This is a genomic window from Crenobacter oryzisoli (genome assembly GCF_030385785.1).
Classification (GTDB): Bacteria; Pseudomonadota; Gammaproteobacteria; order Burkholderiales; family Chromobacteriaceae; genus Crenobacter_A; species Crenobacter_A oryzisoli.
Genome location: NZ_JAUEDK010000028.1, coordinates 22,822 through 39,469, shown reverse-complemented (window position 1 = coordinate 39,469; position 16,648 = coordinate 22,822). Strand labels below are relative to the sequence as shown.

Here is a 16,648-nt window from a genome sequence, read left to right as displayed (position 1 = left end):
CTCAATGCTCCCCGGTCGCGGTTTGCTTGTGTCCGTGCCTTGCTGGGCTTGCCTTGCCGATCTCCGTCAACTTGATCTCAACGTGGCGCGAGAACACATACTCAGCCGGGCGCTGCTTGTCGAGCGGAATGTCGGGAGCCATCGGCCCGACGGTGCGCACGCCACGCAGGCTGACACCCAGCGCCTTGAGCGGGTGGGCCATAGTGTCGGTGACCGCCGTGGCTTCGTAGCCGCTATGCACCATGCAGTTGGCGCATTTCTCATAGTTGCCGGTGCCGTAGGCGTCCCAGTCGGTCTCTTCCATCAGTTCACGGAAGCTGCCCACATAGCCTTCACCCAACAGGTAGCAGGGGCGCTGCCACCCGAACACCGTACGTGCCGGGTTACCCCAGGGAGTGCAGTGGTAGGTCTGGTTACCGGCTAGGAAATCCAAGAACAGTGACGACTGGCTGAACGCCCAGTTCTTGCCGCCGCGACCACGAGCCAGGATGTCGCGGAACAATTGCCGGGTCTTGCTGCGGTTGAGGAAGTGCTCCTGATCGGGAGCACGCTCGTACGCATACCCCGGTGAGACGGTGATGCCGTCGACCCCGATCGCTTTTAGCGAGTCGAAGAAACGTGCCACCCGCTCTGGCTCGGCATCATTGAACAAGGTGCAGTTGATATTGACGCGAAAGCCGCGCGCCTTGGCTGCGCGAATGGCCTGCACAGCGCGATCGTACACGCCCAACTGACACACCGAGTGGTCATGCATGTCGCGATCGCCATCCAGGTGGACCGACCAGACGAAGTAGGGGCTAGGCTTGTACTGGTCCAGCCTCTTTTCCAGCAGTAGGGCATTGGTGCACAGGTAGACGAAGCGACGACGTGCGATGATGCCTTCCACGATGGTCGGCATCTCCTTGTGCAACAAAGGCTCGCCACCCGCAATAGACACCACCGGCGCGCCGCATTCGTCTACTGCATCCAGGCATTCCTGTACCGAAAGTCGCTGGTCCAGGATGGGGTCAGGGTAATCGATCTTGCCGCAGCCGGAGCAGGCCAGATTGCAACGGAACAGCGGCTCCAGCATCAGGGCTAGTGGATAGCGCTTGCGGCCTGCCAGATGCTGGCGGACTATGTAAGCGCCCACGCGGACAACCTGTAGGAAGGGAATGGCCAAGGCGAGCCTCCTTCAAAAAGGTCAGTGCGAAATTGGCTGTGCGTCAACCAGCTCGGCGGGCAGGCGGAATTCGGCATGCTCCTCCCGACCTTCCATGGTCGAGACCTCCACCGGCCCGAGCCGCCGCAGCGCCGCCAGCACGTCTTCCACCATGGCTTCCGGCGCAGAGGCACCGGCGGTGATGCCGACCACTTGAGCATCGCGCACCCAATCGGGGTTGAGCTCACTGCCATCGGCGATGAGATAGCTGGGCACACCGCTTTCCGTGCCAATTTCGCGCAGCCGGTTGGAGTTGGAGCTGTTGGTGGCGCCGATGACGAGCAGGACGTCGACCCGCTTGGACAGCTCGCGCACCGCGCTTTGCCGGTTCTGCGTGGCGTAGCAGATGTCCCGCGTATCCGGGCCCACCAGGTTGGAGAAGCGCTGCTTCAACGCAGTAATGATGTTTCGGGTGTCGTCCACGCTCAGCGTGGTCTGGGTGACATAAGCCACGGGGGTGTCGGGCGGCAGTTCGAGTTTGGCCACATCGGCCTCGTTCTGCACCAGGATTACCTTGCCGGGAATCTGGCCCATGGTGCCTTCCACTTCCGGGTGGCCGGCATGGCCGATCAGGATGACGGTGCGGCCGCTAGCCGCGTATTGGCGCCCCTGGTTGTGTATCTTGATGACCAGAGGGCAGGTGGCATCGATGGCATGCAGCTGATGTTCTTGTGCTTCTGCCTCTACAGCCTTGGAGACCCCATGCGCGCTGAAAATGGTCACCGCGCCCGTGGGTACCTCGTCCAGATTCTCTACGAAGTGCGCTCCTTTGCGCCGTAGTTCTTCCACCACATGCTTGTTGTGCACGATCTCATGGCGCACGAACACCGGAGCGCCATGTTTGACGAGTGCGCGATCAACGATTTCGATCGCACGAACTACCCCCGCGCAAAAACCGCGAGGCTGGGCAAGAATCACCTGCATACAGAGCCTCCCCTTAATATTTCACGAATGACCGGCCGATTATGTTTAGGTATTTCGGGTATCACTTTTTTTTACGACGTAGTAATTACTATATACCCGTGTCAGTTTGTTTACCGCCTTCAGTGAGCGGATGGCACATTATTAATCGAGCAGGGGGGATTCGATGACGGCAGAGGACGACATTCTGGTGACCGGGGCAGCGGGATTCCTTGGCTCGGCGGTAGTCAGGCGCGCCTTGGCCAGGGGGCTGCGCGTGCGCGCTCTGGTCCGCCCGAGCAGCCCGCGCCGCAACCTTGAAACGCTGCCCGTGCACATGGTGGAAGGCGATATGCGCGATGGCGCCGCCATGGAGCGCGCCTTGTCGGGCGTGCGCTATCTGTTTCACGTAGCGGCGGACTACCGGTTGTGGGCGCCGAATCCCGAAGACATCGTGCGCACCAATACTGCCGGCACCGAGGTGGTGATGCAGGCCGCGCTACGATGCGGCGTGGAGCACGTCGTCTATACCAGCAGCGTGGCCACGCTGCGCGTGGCGGGCGCCACGGCACCGGTGACCGAAGAAGCCACCATGGACGCCGGCGAGGCCATCGGAGCTTACAAGCGAAGTAAGGTCCTGGCAGAACGGTTGGTAGAGCACATGGTCACCGAAAGCGGTCTGCCCGCTGTGATCGTCAACCCGTCCACTCCGATCGGGCCGCGCGACGTGCGGCCTACCCCCACTGGCCGCATCATCCTGGAAGCTGCGTCCGGCAAGATGCCGGCCTTCGTCGACACCGGTCTCAACCTGGCACATGTGGACGACGTAGCCGAGGGCCATTTCCTTGCGTTGGAGCGCGGCAACATCGGCGAACGCTACATCCTGGGCGGTCAGGACGTCAGTCTTCAACAGATGTTGCAAGACATCGCCGCCTTGACCGGACGTCGCGCGCCCACCGTGCAGCTGCCGCGTTGGCCACTCTATCCACTTGCCCATATCGCCGAGGCTATCGCACGACTGACACGGCGCGAGCCGTTCATCACGGTGGACGGGCTGGATATGTCGCGCTACCGGATGTTCTTCAGCTCCGAGAAGGCGCACCGCATGCTGGGCTATCAGCCGCGCGCCTATCAGGAGGGGCTGCGGGATGCCTTGGCATGGTTCCGGGAAGCAGGGTATTTGCGCTGAGCATATTGTCGGCGGCGCGCGGAGCAGACAGAGCAGGCCGCGTGTCAACACCAGAAGGGTTTGTCAGCAGCTTTCAATGCCCTGCAGAGGCCTGAACCCGGCCTTTCCATTGTCCACCACGGCGCAGACTATACCGCCACGCCGACGCCACCGTGGCACCCATATAGAACAGGGCGGTAACGGGCAACAGTAGGGCCAGCCAGCCAGTCTGGCGGTACTCGCGCAGCATCGGCAAATAGGAGACAGTCATGCCAATCCAGGCGAGCCAAGCCGGCCAGGTCAACCCGATGCCCATACCGGCAACCAAACCTGTCACGACGAGAGCAGGCGGTGCCAGATAAGTCAGCAGCATGCCTGCCATGGCGCCGGCCAACAGCAGCGGTGAGTGGCGCAATTGGGTGTAGGCGCTGCGCGCGATCATGTTCCACAGGCTGTGCCAGTCGTCGTAGGGGCGCAACGAATGGCTGTCGTCGGCCAAATCCAGCCTGATCGATGCGCCCGGCTTGATGAGAGCGGCGAGGCTGCAGTCGTCGATCAGTGCGTTGCGGATGGCGGCGAAATCGCCGATTCGTGCCAGCGCGGCGCGGCGCACCAGCATGCAACCGCCGGCCGCTGCCGCCACACGGCTGTTCGGGTCATTGACGCGACCAAATGGATAGAGCTTGGCGAAAAAGAAGACGAAGGCGGGTACGATCAGCCTCTCCGACAGCGACACACAGCGCAAACGCACCATCAGCGAAACAAGGCCCCGTTGTTCGTGGAGGGCACGCGCGACGAGCGCAGCAAGAACGCCGCTGCCATGGTGGATGTCGGCGTCGGTCAGCCAAAGCCAGCCGGCATCAGGAACAAGCCGGTTGGCTGCCGCAAGCCCTTCTGACTGAGCCCATACCTTGCCGCTCCAGCCAGACGGTAGTTCACGCGCGGAGACGACGGTCAGTACATCGGCCTTGCCAAGCTCCGCTGCGGCGGCACGGGCTGCATCGGCGGTGCCGTCGCTACTGTGGTCGTCCACCACGATCAGCTTGAGCGGTGCCGGATAGTCCTGTCCCAACACGCTAGCGACGGCATCAGCGATCACCGAGGCCTCGTCTCGAGCCGGGATGATGGCCACCACCGTTGGCCACTGAGCGGGCGGCGGGGCTGGGTGAGGCTTGCGCACTCGCCAGAATCCCGCACGACCGACCAGCAAGATGCACCAGATCATCAGTGTAAGCAGCGACAGCGCAAGGAACAGGGGAGACAGAACTGGATGGGCCACGGGGCGGACGCCTCGGCTCGCCTAGCGCAGTAGACGCCGGGCCAGACGCGCGAGCCTCGGTACAGTCTCGGGCCTCAACAGGCGCGAGTCGTAGCCGGCCATGCGCCGCTCGTTCTCGGCCAGGCAAAGCTCGATCATTGAACGTGGCGACAGGGCTTCCCCCAGCGCGGCCGAGCCGTTCATGGTGAAGTTGGCATCCTGCGCCACCCCATCGGGGTCGATGCCGCGAGCGATGCCGATGCGCTCCCAGATCAGGAAGGCCCAGACACGCGCCACCTTGAGAGCAAACAGCGGTCGACGCCACCACGGCAGGTTGCGCCGGTACCAGGCGGCCCAGTTGACGAAGAACAGGATGTGGCGGCCTTCTTCCTGAATCACCGGCTCGAAGGTCTCTACCAGTTCGGCGGGGAAGAAGCCCGAGCGCTTGGCCGCGGCGAACAGGCCGAAGGCGAAGAAGCTGTCGATGCACTCGCTGTAGCCCGTCACTAGCCAGCCCCATTCGGGGTCGTCAGGCGGTGGGTAGGAGGGCTCCGGCGCGAGCGGGATGCCGTAGGCTTGCACCAGCTTGGACAACACCACCTTGTGGCGGGCCTCTTCTGTGCCGTCCATTTCCAACGCACGGCGCAACAACGGCTCTTGCACTGTGGCGGCAAAGGTTTCAACGCGGATCGACGCACGACCTTCGGTCTGCACCGCGATGTCCCAGATCGGCAGTGAGGTAACGCGCCCAAGCGCTTCTGGCGAGAGTTGCGGCCATTCAATCACGGCTGGCTTATAGGGGTTGTGGGTCTGCAACAGCATGTTGCAAAACAGGCTCAGATGCCGCGGTGACCCTAACTTGACCGGCTCCGGCGACGGGTCAGCCCAGTGGCGCATGGCATGATCCGCCTCTTCGACGGCGGCCTGGGCGACGGCAGCAATCGCGCTCGCTTCGGCATCTGGCGTCGTTTCGTGTTCCGGCGTGGCTAATGGATCAGACATCCTTTTCCCCTGCCAGTTGTTTACCTAGAAATCATTGTAGTGGTGTCGCGTAGGATTGCGGCATAACCGGGCTTCGATCAGGCGGCTGCCCGTTGATTCGGATGGGGTATTTCTCCGTTGCTTGCGTGTCCGTCAGTGGAGTAGAGGCCGCGGGACGAGAATTGGAGGCGCGTTTCCGTGCGCCCCTACCGCAGCGTAGCGGGCGGAAGGAAAGGCCTGCTTGGGCAGTGTCAGAGAGGCAAGACTCCGATGTCAGTAGCCTCGGCGATCATCCTCTTGCCGGCCTTGGTCTTCCGGTGGGCGTTGGTCGCCACGGTCCCTGTGGTGATCGTCATGCTCGTATCTACCACCGTGGTCATAGCCGCCGTCGCGCCCATAACCCCCGCCTCGATGATCGCCTGGCAACCAGATACAGCCACCAAGCGCCACGGCCATCAACAGTAGCGTGACGCTTCTAGTCCATTTCATGGCGCTGTCCTTTGTGACTGCCAGCTCGTTTGTCGAGCCAGCCGATATCCTCATTGCAGGTAAGGACGCTGGTGATCCGAGCCCTGCTGAGACTCGCCACGCTCACCGTCCCTGTTCCTTTCTTGGTACTGAGGGCGGTTTGGCGGACGTTGTTCGCCGGGCGACCGACCAGGCCCACCTTGCTGCTGCCATGGCTGGTTCTGCGGCACTGGCGCTTGCTGATGCGGTTCGCCATGAGGACGTCCGGGGTTGTGCTGCCACGGTTCGTTTGGCGGTGTGCCTGGCCCTTGTGGGTGGCGCTCGTCATAGGGTCTGCCAGGGTTGGCTTGCTGTTGCCAGGGCTGGTTCGGCGGCATGTGCTGCTGCGGCTGTGGGTGCTGCGGGGGAGGGGCCGGCTGATAGGGTTCGTTAGCTGGCCGGCCTGGCTGGGAGTAGCGTTGCGGTGAGGAATACTGCTGATTCGACGGTCGCTGTTGCTCTGGTCCTGGGCGATACGAATGCTCAGGCATCGGGGCGCTCTGCCGCGTTATCGCTTCTCGTGGTTGATAGTGGTAATTCTGCGACCGAATCGAGTGCTGCTGTTCGATCGTGCGCGGGTAACGACCCCCGGAGTAGTGACGCTGATAAAGCGGCAATGGTGCGGCTGCAGGAACGGCGTGGCGATCCCAGTGTTCCCATCCATGTCGATGCTCTTCCCAGTCGCGCCCCCAATGGTCCCCCCAGCGCGGCGGCTGGTCGACACGCCATCCGCGGAAATAAGGCGGAGGGTAGCGGTAGTAGCGCACCGGCACGCGTAGCAGGTAGACCGGCACATATTCCGGCCCGACCACCTGCCAAGGTCCATCGTACCAACTGCTCTGGTACCAGTTATCACCTTGAAACACCCAGTACAGCCCGTCGTAGAAGAAGTAGTTCGTAGGAGCGCCAGGGGCGTAGTAGACCGGATAGCCCGGGACCAGAACGAGATCCGGGTACACCGGTACATTGATACCGATACTGAGCCCCGGAATGCCGATATTGATGCTGACCTGTGCCTGGCTTGGCGCCACGGGGGCCAGTAGAAGCGGTAGCACAATCAGTAAATGGCGCATCAGCGGTTCTCCAATATATTGAACGGCCGCATCGGCCGGAGATACCTTCCAGTCGCAGCGAGCGTCTCGCACAAAGTGGGTCACCAAGGCGGTGCGGCCAGAAACGAAGACTGGACACTGCACGCGGCCATCGACGAAACGTCGCTTTGGAGACGCTGCAGCAGACACTACGAAGACTATGGAGCGGTGGGCCATATCGCTAGCAGGGTTTTGTTAGCAAATCTTAAGCAGCGGACAGGGGAACTAACTTCCGGTCGTATTCGTTTCCACTTTTATTTGGCCCGCATTAGCCAAATGCTTCGATCCGGAAACATTTGCCCGCCTTGATTTATGTTATATGCATATATTAAAATTGCCTCTTTTTTGCCGAGGGCGCTCCGCCGTGAAAAAACTTCTGTTATTGGGGGCATTGACGCTGATTGGTTGGCTGAGCCCGACCCTGGCGGCACCCGCCACTAAGGCCGACACGCCCCTGGCCGGCCACTACTACCTGAAGAACGCACGCGAAGTCGGCTCCGAGCTACTGCTCAAGCCCGACGGCAGTTTCGAGTGGGGCATGAGCTACGGTGCCGTCGACCAGTACGCCGAGGGCAAGTGGCAGCGCCAGCACGGCAAGGTGATGCTGCAGACCGCCGCCCCGGACAAGGAGCCGGACTTCCGTGTGTTCCGCGACGAGGAACTGCGCATCCGCAAGCAGGCCGAACCGGGTACCTGGCTCGCCATCGTCGGTATGCCCGGCGTCGGCCCGATGCCCGGGGTCGAGGTCACCTTCGAATCCAAGGCCGGCAAGACTGCCACCGCCGTCACTGATCGCAACGGCGATGCCAGCGTCGAGATGCCAGCCGGTGACACCTGGGCCCGTGCCGGCCTGCGTCGTGAGAGCAGCAAGGCGCCGCTGCAGTGGTTTTCGATCCCGGCCGGCCGCGCCATCGCTCACCTGACTGCCTTCGCGGTCGACGACATCGCCTACCTGCGCCCCCAGCCGTTCAAAACCATGCAGCTGCTGGTCAAGGATGGCACCCTAGTGGTGGACGACGGCAGCGGCCGAATGGTGTACGAGCGCCAGTAAGCCGCCACGCTTTCTCCCTATGACAAGGCCCCGCGATGCGGGGCCTTTCGTTTTTTACGGCCCATCCGCCATGCCGAAAAACTGGCGCTTCGACAGCTTGTTGCGCAAGCGCCTGATTTCGTCGTGAGGCGATATCGGCGAAACCCCGCCATTTCAGCTACTTGGCGCATCCACTCCGGGTGGCACGCTCCCTGCTATGAGAGAAACCGCGAGCACAGCCGTGCCGCGCCCCATCAATCGATACGACTAGCGGTGGAGCGAGATGGATTACACCTTTGAAAAGTGGCAGGACAAGGCGCAGCAGCTCGACATCGAGCAGCGCGCCTTCATCGCCGGCGAATACACCGGCGCACAATCCGGCCAGACCTTCGACTGCCGCAGCCCGATCGACGGGCGGCTGCTGGCCCGCGTCAGCCAGTGCGACGCCGACGACGTGGACCGCGCCGTGGCCGCCGGGCGGCAGAGCTTCGAATCCGGCGTCTGGTCGCGCCAGTCACCGCGCCAGCGCAAGGCGGTGCTTCTGCGCTGGGTCGCCTTGCTGAGCGGGCATAGCGAGGAGCTGGCGCTGCTCGAAACCCTGGACGTCGGCAAGCCGATTGCCGAGTCACAGGGCGTCGACGTGGCCGGTGCGATCTATTGCCTGGAGTGGTTCGCCGAGGCGATCGACAAGGTGGCCGGCGAGGTGATCCCCGGCGACGGCAGCTTCCACAGCACGGTGACCCGCGAGCCGGTGGGCGTGGTCGGTGCCATCGTGCCGTGGAACTTCCCGCTGATGATGGCGATGTGGAAGCTGGCGCCGGCGCTGGCCGCCGGCAACAGCGTGCTGCTCAAACCGTCGGAGCGTTCACCGCTGACCGCGTTACGCATCGCCGGCCTGGCACGGCTGGCCGGCCTGCCCGACGGGGTGCTGAGCGTGCTGCCGGGCGATGGCCGGGTTGGCGAGCTGCTCAGCCATCACCCGGACATCGACTGCATCGCCTTCACCGGCTCGGGCGCGACCGGGCGGCGCATCCTGCGTGCTTCGGCCGACTCCAACCTGAAGCGGGTGTGGAACGAACTGGGCGGCAAGTCGGCCAACATCATCCTCGACGACGTCGAAGACCTGGACGCCGCCGCCCAGGCCGCCGCCGCGGCGATCTTCTACAACGCTGGCCAGGTGTGCAGCGCCGGCTCGCGCCTGCTGGTACAGCGCAGCATCCTGCAGCGCTTCAAGGTTGCGTTGCTGGAAGCCGCTCGCGAGTTCGTGCCCGGTCATCCGCTCGACCCGGCCACCCGGCTGGGGCCGCTGGTGGACCAGCGCCATCTGGACTTGGTGCAGCAGTACGTCGCGCACGGCGAGGGCGAGGCGCAGCTGGTCGCAGGCGGTCGTCGCGCCGAACCGGTAGCCGGCGGCAGCTATCTGGCACCGACCGTGTTCGAGTGCAAGGACGGCCGGGAGCGCATCGCTCGCGAGGAAATCTTCGGCCCGGTGCTCGCCATCATCCCATTCGACGACGTAGACGAAGCGGTCGCCATCGCCAATGCCAGCGACTACGGCCTGGCGGCGGCGCTGTGGTCCGGCAACCTGAAGCGCATCCACGCCATCGCGCCGCGGCTGCGCGCCGGCACGGTGTGGGTGAACTGCTACGACGCGCTGGCCGACATGAACTTCCCCTTCGGCGGCTACAAGCAGTCCGGCAACGGCCGGGACAACTCGCTGCACGCGCTCGACAAGTACCAGGAAATCAAGTCGACGATCATGCAGGTCGTCTGATCGCATGGCGGCCGCCCGGCGAGGGCCGGTCGCACCACCTCATACCCGGAGCCACTCCATGTACAAGCCCTTCGACCTCGACCTGCCCGCCGACTTTTGCGCCGATCACGAGCACGCCTACACCTTGCCGGCGCGCTACTACACGGCGGACGAGGTGTTCGCCTACGAGAAGGAGCAGATCTTCGCCAAGGCCTGGCTGTGCCTGTGCCACGCCAGCGAGCTGGCCGAATCCAACGCCTATGTGACGCGCAAAATCGTCGGCGAGAACCTGCTGGCGGTGCGCGGGCGCGACGGCGTGCTGCGCGCCTTCTACAACGTCTGCCCGCATCGCGGCCACGAGCTACTGCAGGGCAGCGGCAATGCCAAGAACGTGATCACCTGTCCCTATCACGCCTGGACCTTCAAGCTCGACGGCGAGCTGGCCATGGCGCGCAACTGCGACAACGTCGCGCACTTCGACAAGGCCGACCATAGCCTGGTGCCGCTGCAGATCGCCGAATACTGCGGCTTTGTGTTCGTCAACATGGACCCGAACGCCGCGCCGATCGAGCAGCAGCTGGGTGGGCTGGAAGAGCACCTGAAATCGGTGTGCCCGAACGTGGCCGAGCTGAAAGTGGCCTCGCGGACCATCACCGAGACCCCGGCCAACTGGAAGGTGATCGTAGACAATTACATGGAGTGCTATCACTGCGCGCCGGCCCACCCGGGCTTTTCCGCCTCGGTCAGCACCGACACCTACACCCACACCTTCCATGGCAACTGGACGCTGCAGCGCGGCGAGTCCAAGTCGTCGAGCAAGGGCTATGCCTTCGATGGCGACGTGCAGAACCAGGCCTTCAACGGCTATTGGGCCTGGCCCTGCGTGATGTTTAACGTGGTGCCCGGCGACGGCACGATGACAGTGATCTACGAATACCCGGTGTCGGCCGGCGTCACCGTGCAGTACTACGAGGTGCTGCTGGCCAGCAGCGAGGTGTCCGAGGCGCAGCAACAGTTCATCGACTGGGCGACCCAGGTATTCCGCCCCGAAGACCTGCGCCTGGTGGAGAGCGTGCAGCGCGGGCTGCAGTCGCGAGGCTATCGCGGCCAGGGCCGCATCATGGTCGACGCCGGGCGCAGCGGTATCAGCGAACACGGCATCGCCTATTTCCACCGCCTGGTCGCACAGAGCTACCAGCGCTGACCGCACCGGCCGCCATGGCGTCATGCATGGCGGCCGTTCCGTTTTGTTGAAAGGCCCGACATGAGAATGCAGCAACAGATCACCACCGAAGTGATCGCCATCGACACGCTGACCGCCGACATCAAGCAGTTCACGCTGAAGCCGCTGGACGGCATGCTGCCGCCGTTCGACTCGGGCAGCCACATCGTGGTGCAGCTAGGGTTGGCCGAACGCCCCTGCGCCAATGCCTATTCGCTGATCAACGACGCGGCGGAAGGGGTATTCAAGATCGCGGTGAAGCACGACGCCGCCTCGCGTGGCGGCTCGCGCCATCTGCACGAGGCGGTCAGCATCGGCAGCCGGCTGATGGTGAGTCCGCCGGCCAATCTGTTCCGCCTCGCCGACACGACGGGCCGCCATGTGTTCGTCGCCGGCGGCATCGGCATCACCCCGTTCATTGCGCATATGCAGGCACTGGAGCGAAGCGGCGACCGCTATGCCTTGCACTATGCGTTTCGCGGTGCCAGCAGCGCGGCCTTTTCCGCCATGCTCGAGGCGCGCCGGCGTGACGGCCTGGCCCTGCTGTACGACACCGCCACTGGCGCGCGCCCGGATGTGGACACCATCGTGGCGGGGCTGGCACCGGACGATCACCTCTACGTATGCGGCCCGGCCTCGCTGATCGACGCGGTCGCGGTCGCGGCCGCTTCCGTTGGCCGAATCGAACCGGAGCGGCTGCATGTGGAACGCTTCAGCGCCCAGCCGCTGGAGGACGGCGCCGCCTTCACCGTGCACCTGGCGCGCAGCGGCGCAACCATTGCCGTCAGCGCCGACGAATCCATCCTCGCCGCGATCGAGCGGCAGACCGATATCGCCGTCGAGTGTCTGTGCCGCGAGGGCTGCTGCGGCACCTGCGAGACTGCGCTACTCGACGGCGAGGCGCTGCACCGTGACCAGTATCTGGACGAGGCGGACAGGGCGGCGCAGAAGAAAATCATGATCTGCGTATCGCGGGCGAAGAGCCGTTCGCTGACACTGGATTTGTAGCACGCTTGCGCAAGGCTCGACCCGCACTGAAATGACATGGCGCACGACAGGCGCAGGGACTATTCAGGTCCTTGCGCCGTCGTGCGCCATTGGGTTTTACCCGTCATCTGCCGGGCCTCACGGGCCCGGCCTGTGCGCAGAGCCTGTTTACGAGATCGCGAACGAAGGGGCAGCTAAGGCGGAATGACGCGAAAAAGCGGAATGTACTTATCGAGTAGATAAGCATGTTGAGTGTCATTCCAACGCAGGATCACCCAAGTGCAGCAGATCGTAAGCAGGCTCTCAGGCATCGACCACCGAGTGCGCCAGCTTGATACCGTACTTCTTCATCTTGTATTGCAGCGTGGCGCGCGGCAGGCCACAGCGGCGCGCCGCCTCGGACAGGTTGGGGTAGCGGCTCAGGTACTGGATCAGCAAGCCGCGCTCGAACGCCTCCACCTGCTCGTCGAAGGACTGGCTACCGTCTTCGGCCAGTGCGACAGCCGGCAGCGCCGCCGCCATCGGCGCGTCAACCTCCTGCAATGACGCGGCTTCCGCATGCCGCGCCGGCACCGGCTGCTCGTCGTCCTCCAGCAGGATGAAGTTCAGCTCGTCGCCGTTCTCGCACAGGATCAGGCTGCGCAGGATGATGTTCTCCAGCATGCGCACATTGCCCGGCCAGTGGTGGCGCTGCAGCCGCTCCATCACCGCGTTGCTGATGCGCTTGACGCGGTTGCCGGTGATCTTACCGTTCTTCTTCAGCAGCGCCTGGGCCAACAGCGGGATGTCGTTGACCCGCTCGCGCAGCGGCGGGATCACCAGGTAGCCGACATTGAGCCGGTAGAGCAGGTCGGGGCGGATCTTTTTGGCGTCCAGCATCGCTTGTGGCGACTCGTTGGTGGCCGAGATGATGCGCACGTCAACCCGGCACTCCGCACTGGAGCCCACGCGGCTGAAGGTCTTTTCCTGCAAGGCCCGCAGGAGCTTGCCCTGGATCGCCATCGGCATCGAGTTGAGTTCGTCGAGGAACAGCGTACCGCCGTTGGCGGTTTCCAGGATGCCGCGGCGGTCTTCCGCGCCGGTGAACGCGCCCTTTACCGTGCCAAACAGCGCGCTCTCGAACAGCGGCTCGGGCAGGGCGGCGCAGTTGAGCACCATGAAGGGCTTGTTGGCGCGCTCGCTCTGGCTGTGCAGCAGGCGGGCGAACAGCTCCTTGCCGGTGCCGGTCTCGCCGTAGATCAGCACCTGCACGTCGGTCTTGGCCAGCCGGTTGGCCTGGTGGATCAGCTTCTGCATGGCCGGGTCGCAGGTGAGGATGCCCACGTCGTTGTAGCTGTGTTCACCCTCCAGCCGCTGCTGCAGGTCGACGAACTGGTCGTGCAGATTGCTGATCACCGACAGGTCGCGCGACATCTCGATCGCGCCGATGATCCGGCCGTTGCGGTCGTTCAAGGGCAGGGTGGTGTGCACTTGGTGCACCGGTTTGCCCGCCGCGTTGAAGTACAGCTGGTACTTGTTGTGGTAGCGCTTGCCCTTGTAGACCGACTGCAGCAGCGTGCTGCTGTGCTTGTCCATCTGTGGATAGACGTCGAGCAGCGCGTTGCCCAGCGCCTTTTCCACCTTGTAATCGTCGAGCCGGGCGCTTTCCTCGTTGTAATAAACATAGTGGCCAGCGCTATCGACGATGGCCACCGGCTGCGGGATCGAATCCAGAAACTCCGAAAAGATGGCCAGGGCAGATGCCAGTTGTTCGTCCATTTGTCCTTTGTAGCTTTCCCGATAGACCGGTTTCCCATCGTCTAAGCGCGACGGTCCGGTTTTGTTTATAGGGCGCCAGCACAGGCTGTCGCGCCGCACGGCAAAGCGGGCCACGGTGTGCGGAGCGGGCCTGCCGAAAATCTGGCGTTCTTATTGTTTTTAGGATTATTACTCGAAAATTACCGCAGAGTCCATTTACGAAAAATTACACAAATTCAGCCGCTTAAATAAATAAATATGACTGGCACGAAGCCTGCTTAATACAGGCAAGCCCGACGCCCAAGCGCCGGGAACGACCCGACCCAAGCAGGGCAGACCACCATAAAGGGGAAGAGCGTGCCGCCTGACCAGCCAGATGTTGCCACCGATCCGGTCCCTATCATCGATGTCGTCGATCTACACAAACGCTTTGGCCAACATACCGTCCTCGACGGCGTATCGCTGTCGGCCAGAACAGGGGACGTGATCTCCCTGATCGGCGCCAGCGGCTCGGGCAAGAGCACGCTGCTGCGCTGCCTCAACATGCTGGAGGTGCCCAACCGCGGCAGCGTGCGCATCGCCGGAGAGGAAATCGCCCTCAAGACCAACCGCAAGGGCGAGCCCATCCCCGCCGACGACCGCCAGGTCGACCGCATCCGCACCCGGCTTGGCATGGTGTTCCAGAACTTCAACCTGTGGCCGCACATGACCGTGCTGGAAAACCTCATCGAGGTACCGGTGCGGGTGCTGCGCCAAAGCCGCGCCGAGGCCACCGAGCATGCCGAGTCGCTACTGGAGAAGGTCGGCCTCGCCAATAAACGCCACAGCTACCCGAGCTTCCTGTCCGGCGGCCAGCAGCAGCGCGTCGCCATCGCCCGGGCACTGGCCACCCGGCCGTCGGTGATGCTGTTCGACGAGCCCACCTCGGCGCTCGACCCCGAACTGGTCGGCGAGGTGCTGAAGGTGATCCGCAACCTGGCGCAGGAGGGCTGCACCATGGTGCTGGTGACCCACGAAATGGCCTTTGCCCGCGATGTGTCGAGCCAGGTGATGTTCCTGCACCAGGGCCGCATCGAGGAGGCCGGCCCGCCCGAACAGATCTTCGTTTCCCCGAACAGCGAGCGCTGCCGGCAGTTTGTCACCGCCCAGCATTCGCGTAATTGAGTCGTAGTCGAGCACACACCCTTACTACCCAGGAGACATCGAAATGAAAACCACGATCAAGAAGCTGGTTCTTTCCTGTGCGGCTACGGCCACCCTGCTGGCGGCGAATGCGTCGGCCACCACGCTGAAGATCGGCGTCGCCGCCGAGCCTTACCCACCGTTCTCGATCAAGCAAAGCTCGGGGCAGTGGTCGGGCTTCGAGATCGACCTGATCAACTCGATTTGCAAGGAAATCAAGGCGCAGTGCCAGATCACCGAGATGTCCTGGGACGGCATCATCCCGGCCCTCAACAGCAAGAAGATCGACGTGATCTTCAACTCGATGTCGATCACGCCGGAGCGCGAAAAGGTCATCGCCTTCAGCGTGCCGTACTACTACACCCCGGCCGAATTCGTCGGCCCCAAGGGCGTGAAGCTCAACACCACGCCGGCCGGGCTGAAGGGCAAGATCATCGGCGTGCAGGCGTCCACCACCCATGCTGACTTTGCGAAGAAGTATTACGAGAAGACCTCGACCATCAAGTACTACAACACCCAGGACGAGCTGAATGCCGACGTTGCCGCCGGCCGCGTCGACGTGATGCTGGAGGATACGGTCGCCGCTATCGACTTCCTCAAGAGCAAGGACGGCGCCAACTTGGAGTCGAAGGGCTTCGCACCGAAGGACCCGATCTTCGGGCCGGGCATCGGCGCGGGTCTGCGCAAGAGCGACGTCGCGCTGAAGAAGCAATTCGACGACGCGATCCACAACATCCAGACCTCCGGCACCTTCAACGCCATCCAGAAGAAGTATTTCAAGATCGACATTTCGGCCAAGTAAGCGCCGCCAGACTGCGTTGCCCTGTCAGTTGAGCAGGGCAACGCAGCCGAGAGCCCCCAGCGACGCCAGCACGGCCTCGTCGGCGGCTTGATAAAAGACGGTTAGTTGGAGACTGCGATGGACTGGATTCAACAGGCGGTGCAAACCGTCATCGGGGACTGGGGCGGGGCGCTGATGAAGGGCGCGCTGGTGACCATGCAGATATCGTTCGGCGCGTTCGCCATCGGCCTCGTCATCGGCCTGACGGTGGCGCTGATCAAGATGACCGGCAACGGGCCGCTGCGCGCGCTCGCCAATGGTTACACCACGGTGTGCCGCGCGGTACCGGAGCTGCTCTTGATTCTGCTGCTGTACTACGCCGGCAGTGACTTGATCAACGCCATCGCAGGGCTGTTCGGCCATGGTCCGGTGGAGGTGAACGGCTTCATGGCGGCAGTGGTGGTGCTCGGCATCGTGCAGGGCGCCTACGCGGCCGAGATCATCCGCGGCGCGGTGCAGGCCATCCCGCACGGCCACATCGAGGCGGCCAAGGCCTTTGGCTGCCGGCGCGGCTTCATCGTCCGCCGCATCATCCTGCCCGAGATGATGCCCTACGCGCTGGCCGGCCTGTCCAACCTGTGGCTGGTGCTAATCAAGGACAGCGCGCTGATCAGCGTGGTCGGTTACAACGAGCTCTTGTTCACCACCAAGCAGGCGGCCGGCTCCACCCGCGAATACCTGCTGTTCTACCTGTCGGTGGCGGCCATTTACCTGGCGGTAACGCTGCTGTCCAACGCGGTGTTCGGCCGCTTCGAACGCAATTTCAGCCGCTGGATGCCGGCCAACTAAG

14 protein-coding genes are annotated in these 16,648 nt (G+C 63.4%); 8 read left to right on the top strand and 6 right to left on the bottom strand.

Annotated features, from left to right (window positions below; translation table 11 throughout):
- Position 1: 1 nt before the first annotated feature.
- Positions 2–1,162 (bottom strand): adenosyl-hopene transferase HpnH, encoded by a 1,161-nt coding sequence (hpnH, locus tag QU481_RS15175; protein WP_289830909.1) that lies wholly within the window; start codon positions 1,160–1,162, stop codon positions 2–4.
- A 21-nt stretch (positions 1,163–1,183) separates the two neighbouring features.
- The gene (gene ispH / locus QU481_RS15170; RefSeq protein ID WP_289830908.1) at positions 1,184–2,125 is read right to left on the bottom strand and encodes a 4-hydroxy-3-methylbut-2-enyl diphosphate reductase; all 942 of its coding nucleotides are present in this window, start codon (positions 2,123–2,125) and stop codon (positions 1,184–1,186) included.
- 163 nt (positions 2,126–2,288) lie between these two features.
- On the opposite strand from ispH, the gene hpnA reads away from it, so the two are divergent.
- The gene (hpnA, locus tag QU481_RS15165; protein ID WP_289830907.1) at positions 2,289–3,290 is read left to right on the top strand and encodes a hopanoid-associated sugar epimerase; all 1,002 of its coding nucleotides are present in this window, start codon (positions 2,289–2,291) and stop codon (positions 3,288–3,290) included.
- A gap of 73 nt (positions 3,291–3,363) precedes the next feature.
- Here hpnA and QU481_RS15160 read toward each other — a convergent pair whose 3' ends face one another.
- From QU481_RS15160 to QU481_RS15150, 3 genes are all read right to left on the bottom strand, one after another.
- The gene (locus QU481_RS15160) at positions 3,364–4,548 is read right to left on the bottom strand and encodes a glycosyltransferase (RefSeq protein WP_289830903.1); all 1,185 of its coding nucleotides are present in this window, start codon (positions 4,546–4,548) and stop codon (positions 3,364–3,366) included.
- 21 nt (positions 4,549–4,569) lie between these two features.
- Positions 4,570–5,529, bottom strand: a complete 960-nt coding sequence (locus QU481_RS15155) for a hypothetical protein (RefSeq protein WP_289830902.1) — start codon at positions 5,527–5,529, stop codon at positions 4,570–4,572.
- Positions 5,530–6,047: 518 nt separating this feature from the next.
- The gene (locus QU481_RS15150) at positions 6,048–7,088 is read right to left on the bottom strand and encodes a chromosomal replication initiator protein DnaA (protein WP_289830900.1); all 1,041 of its coding nucleotides are present in this window, start codon (positions 7,086–7,088) and stop codon (positions 6,048–6,050) included.
- 382 nt (positions 7,089–7,470) lie between these two features.
- On the opposite strand from QU481_RS15150, the gene QU481_RS15145 reads away from it, so the two are divergent.
- The 4 genes from QU481_RS15145 to QU481_RS15130 all read left to right on the top strand — a co-directional run bounded on the left by QU481_RS15145 (position 7,471) and on the right by QU481_RS15130 (position 12,119).
- Positions 7,471–8,157: a hypothetical protein gene (locus QU481_RS15145; RefSeq protein WP_289830898.1), complete on the top strand. Its 687-nt coding sequence runs from the start codon at positions 7,471–7,473 to the stop codon at positions 8,155–8,157.
- 262 nt (positions 8,158–8,419) lie between these two features.
- Positions 8,420–9,910 carry an aldehyde dehydrogenase gene (locus QU481_RS15140; RefSeq protein WP_289830896.1) on the top strand — a complete coding sequence of 497 codons (1,491 nt, stop codon included), beginning with the start codon at positions 8,420–8,422 and terminating at the stop codon, positions 9,908–9,910.
- Positions 9,911–9,968: 58 nt separating this feature from the next.
- Positions 9,969–11,093, top strand: a complete 1,125-nt coding sequence (locus tag QU481_RS15135; protein WP_289830895.1) for an aromatic ring-hydroxylating oxygenase subunit alpha — start codon at positions 9,969–9,971, stop codon at positions 11,091–11,093.
- 66 nt (positions 11,094–11,159) lie between these two features.
- Complete coding sequence (locus tag QU481_RS15130; protein WP_289830894.1) at positions 11,160–12,119, top strand: PDR/VanB family oxidoreductase; 960 nt, start codon at positions 11,160–11,162, stop codon at positions 12,117–12,119.
- A gap of 282 nt (positions 12,120–12,401) precedes the next feature.
- Here the strand turns inward: QU481_RS15130 and QU481_RS15125 are convergent, their stop codons facing one another.
- Positions 12,402–13,856, bottom strand: a complete 1,455-nt coding sequence (locus tag QU481_RS15125) for a sigma-54 interaction domain-containing protein (protein ID WP_289830893.1) — start codon at positions 13,854–13,856, stop codon at positions 12,402–12,404.
- Between the two features lie 336 nt (positions 13,857–14,192).
- Between QU481_RS15125 and QU481_RS15120 the strand changes: the two genes are divergently transcribed.
- The 3 genes from QU481_RS15120 to QU481_RS15110 all read left to right on the top strand — a co-directional run bounded on the left by QU481_RS15120 (position 14,193) and on the right by QU481_RS15110 (position 16,647).
- Positions 14,193–14,999, top strand: a complete 807-nt coding sequence (locus tag QU481_RS15120) for an ABC transporter ATP-binding protein (protein ID WP_289830892.1) — start codon at positions 14,193–14,195, stop codon at positions 14,997–14,999.
- Positions 15,000–15,042: 43 nt separating this feature from the next.
- The gene (locus QU481_RS15115; RefSeq protein ID WP_289830891.1) at positions 15,043–15,819 is read left to right on the top strand and encodes a transporter substrate-binding domain-containing protein; all 777 of its coding nucleotides are present in this window, start codon (positions 15,043–15,045) and stop codon (positions 15,817–15,819) included.
- Positions 15,820–15,936: 117 nt separating this feature from the next.
- Entirely contained in the window at positions 15,937–16,647 is a 711-nt protein-coding gene (locus tag QU481_RS15110) for an ABC transporter permease (RefSeq protein ID WP_289830889.1), read from the top strand.
- Position 16,648: the final 1 nt, after the last annotated feature.

Excerpts from the sequence above, each read along its gene's own strand:
- QU481_RS15125 (WP_289830893.1), bottom strand. The coding sequence starts at position 13,856 with ATGGACGAACAACTGGCATCTGCCCTGGCCATCTTTTCGGAGTTTCTG.
- QU481_RS15115 (WP_289830891.1), top strand. The coding sequence starts at position 15,043 with ATGAAAACCACGATCAAGAAGCTGGTTCTTTCCTGTGCGGCTACGGCC.
- QU481_RS15135 (WP_289830895.1), top strand. The coding sequence starts at position 9,969 with ATGTACAAGCCCTTCGACCTCGACCTGCCCGCCGACTTTTGCGCCGAT.
- ispH (WP_289830908.1), bottom strand. The coding sequence starts at position 2,125 with ATGCAGGTGATTCTTGCCCAGCCTCGCGGTTTTTGCGCGGGGGTAGTT.
- QU481_RS15150 (WP_289830900.1), bottom strand. The coding sequence starts at position 7,088 with ATGCGCCATTTACTGATTGTGCTACCGCTTCTACTGGCCCCCGTGGCG.
- QU481_RS15110 (WP_289830889.1), top strand. The coding sequence starts at position 15,937 with ATGGACTGGATTCAACAGGCGGTGCAAACCGTCATCGGGGACTGGGGC.
- QU481_RS15155 (WP_289830902.1), bottom strand. The coding sequence starts at position 5,529 with ATGTCTGATCCATTAGCCACGCCGGAACACGAAACGACGCCAGATGCC.
- QU481_RS15130 (WP_289830894.1), top strand. The coding sequence starts at position 11,160 with ATGCAGCAACAGATCACCACCGAAGTGATCGCCATCGACACGCTGACC.
- QU481_RS15140 (WP_289830896.1), top strand. The coding sequence starts at position 8,420 with ATGGATTACACCTTTGAAAAGTGGCAGGACAAGGCGCAGCAGCTCGAC.
- hpnA (WP_289830907.1), top strand. The coding sequence starts at position 2,289 with ATGACGGCAGAGGACGACATTCTGGTGACCGGGGCAGCGGGATTCCTT.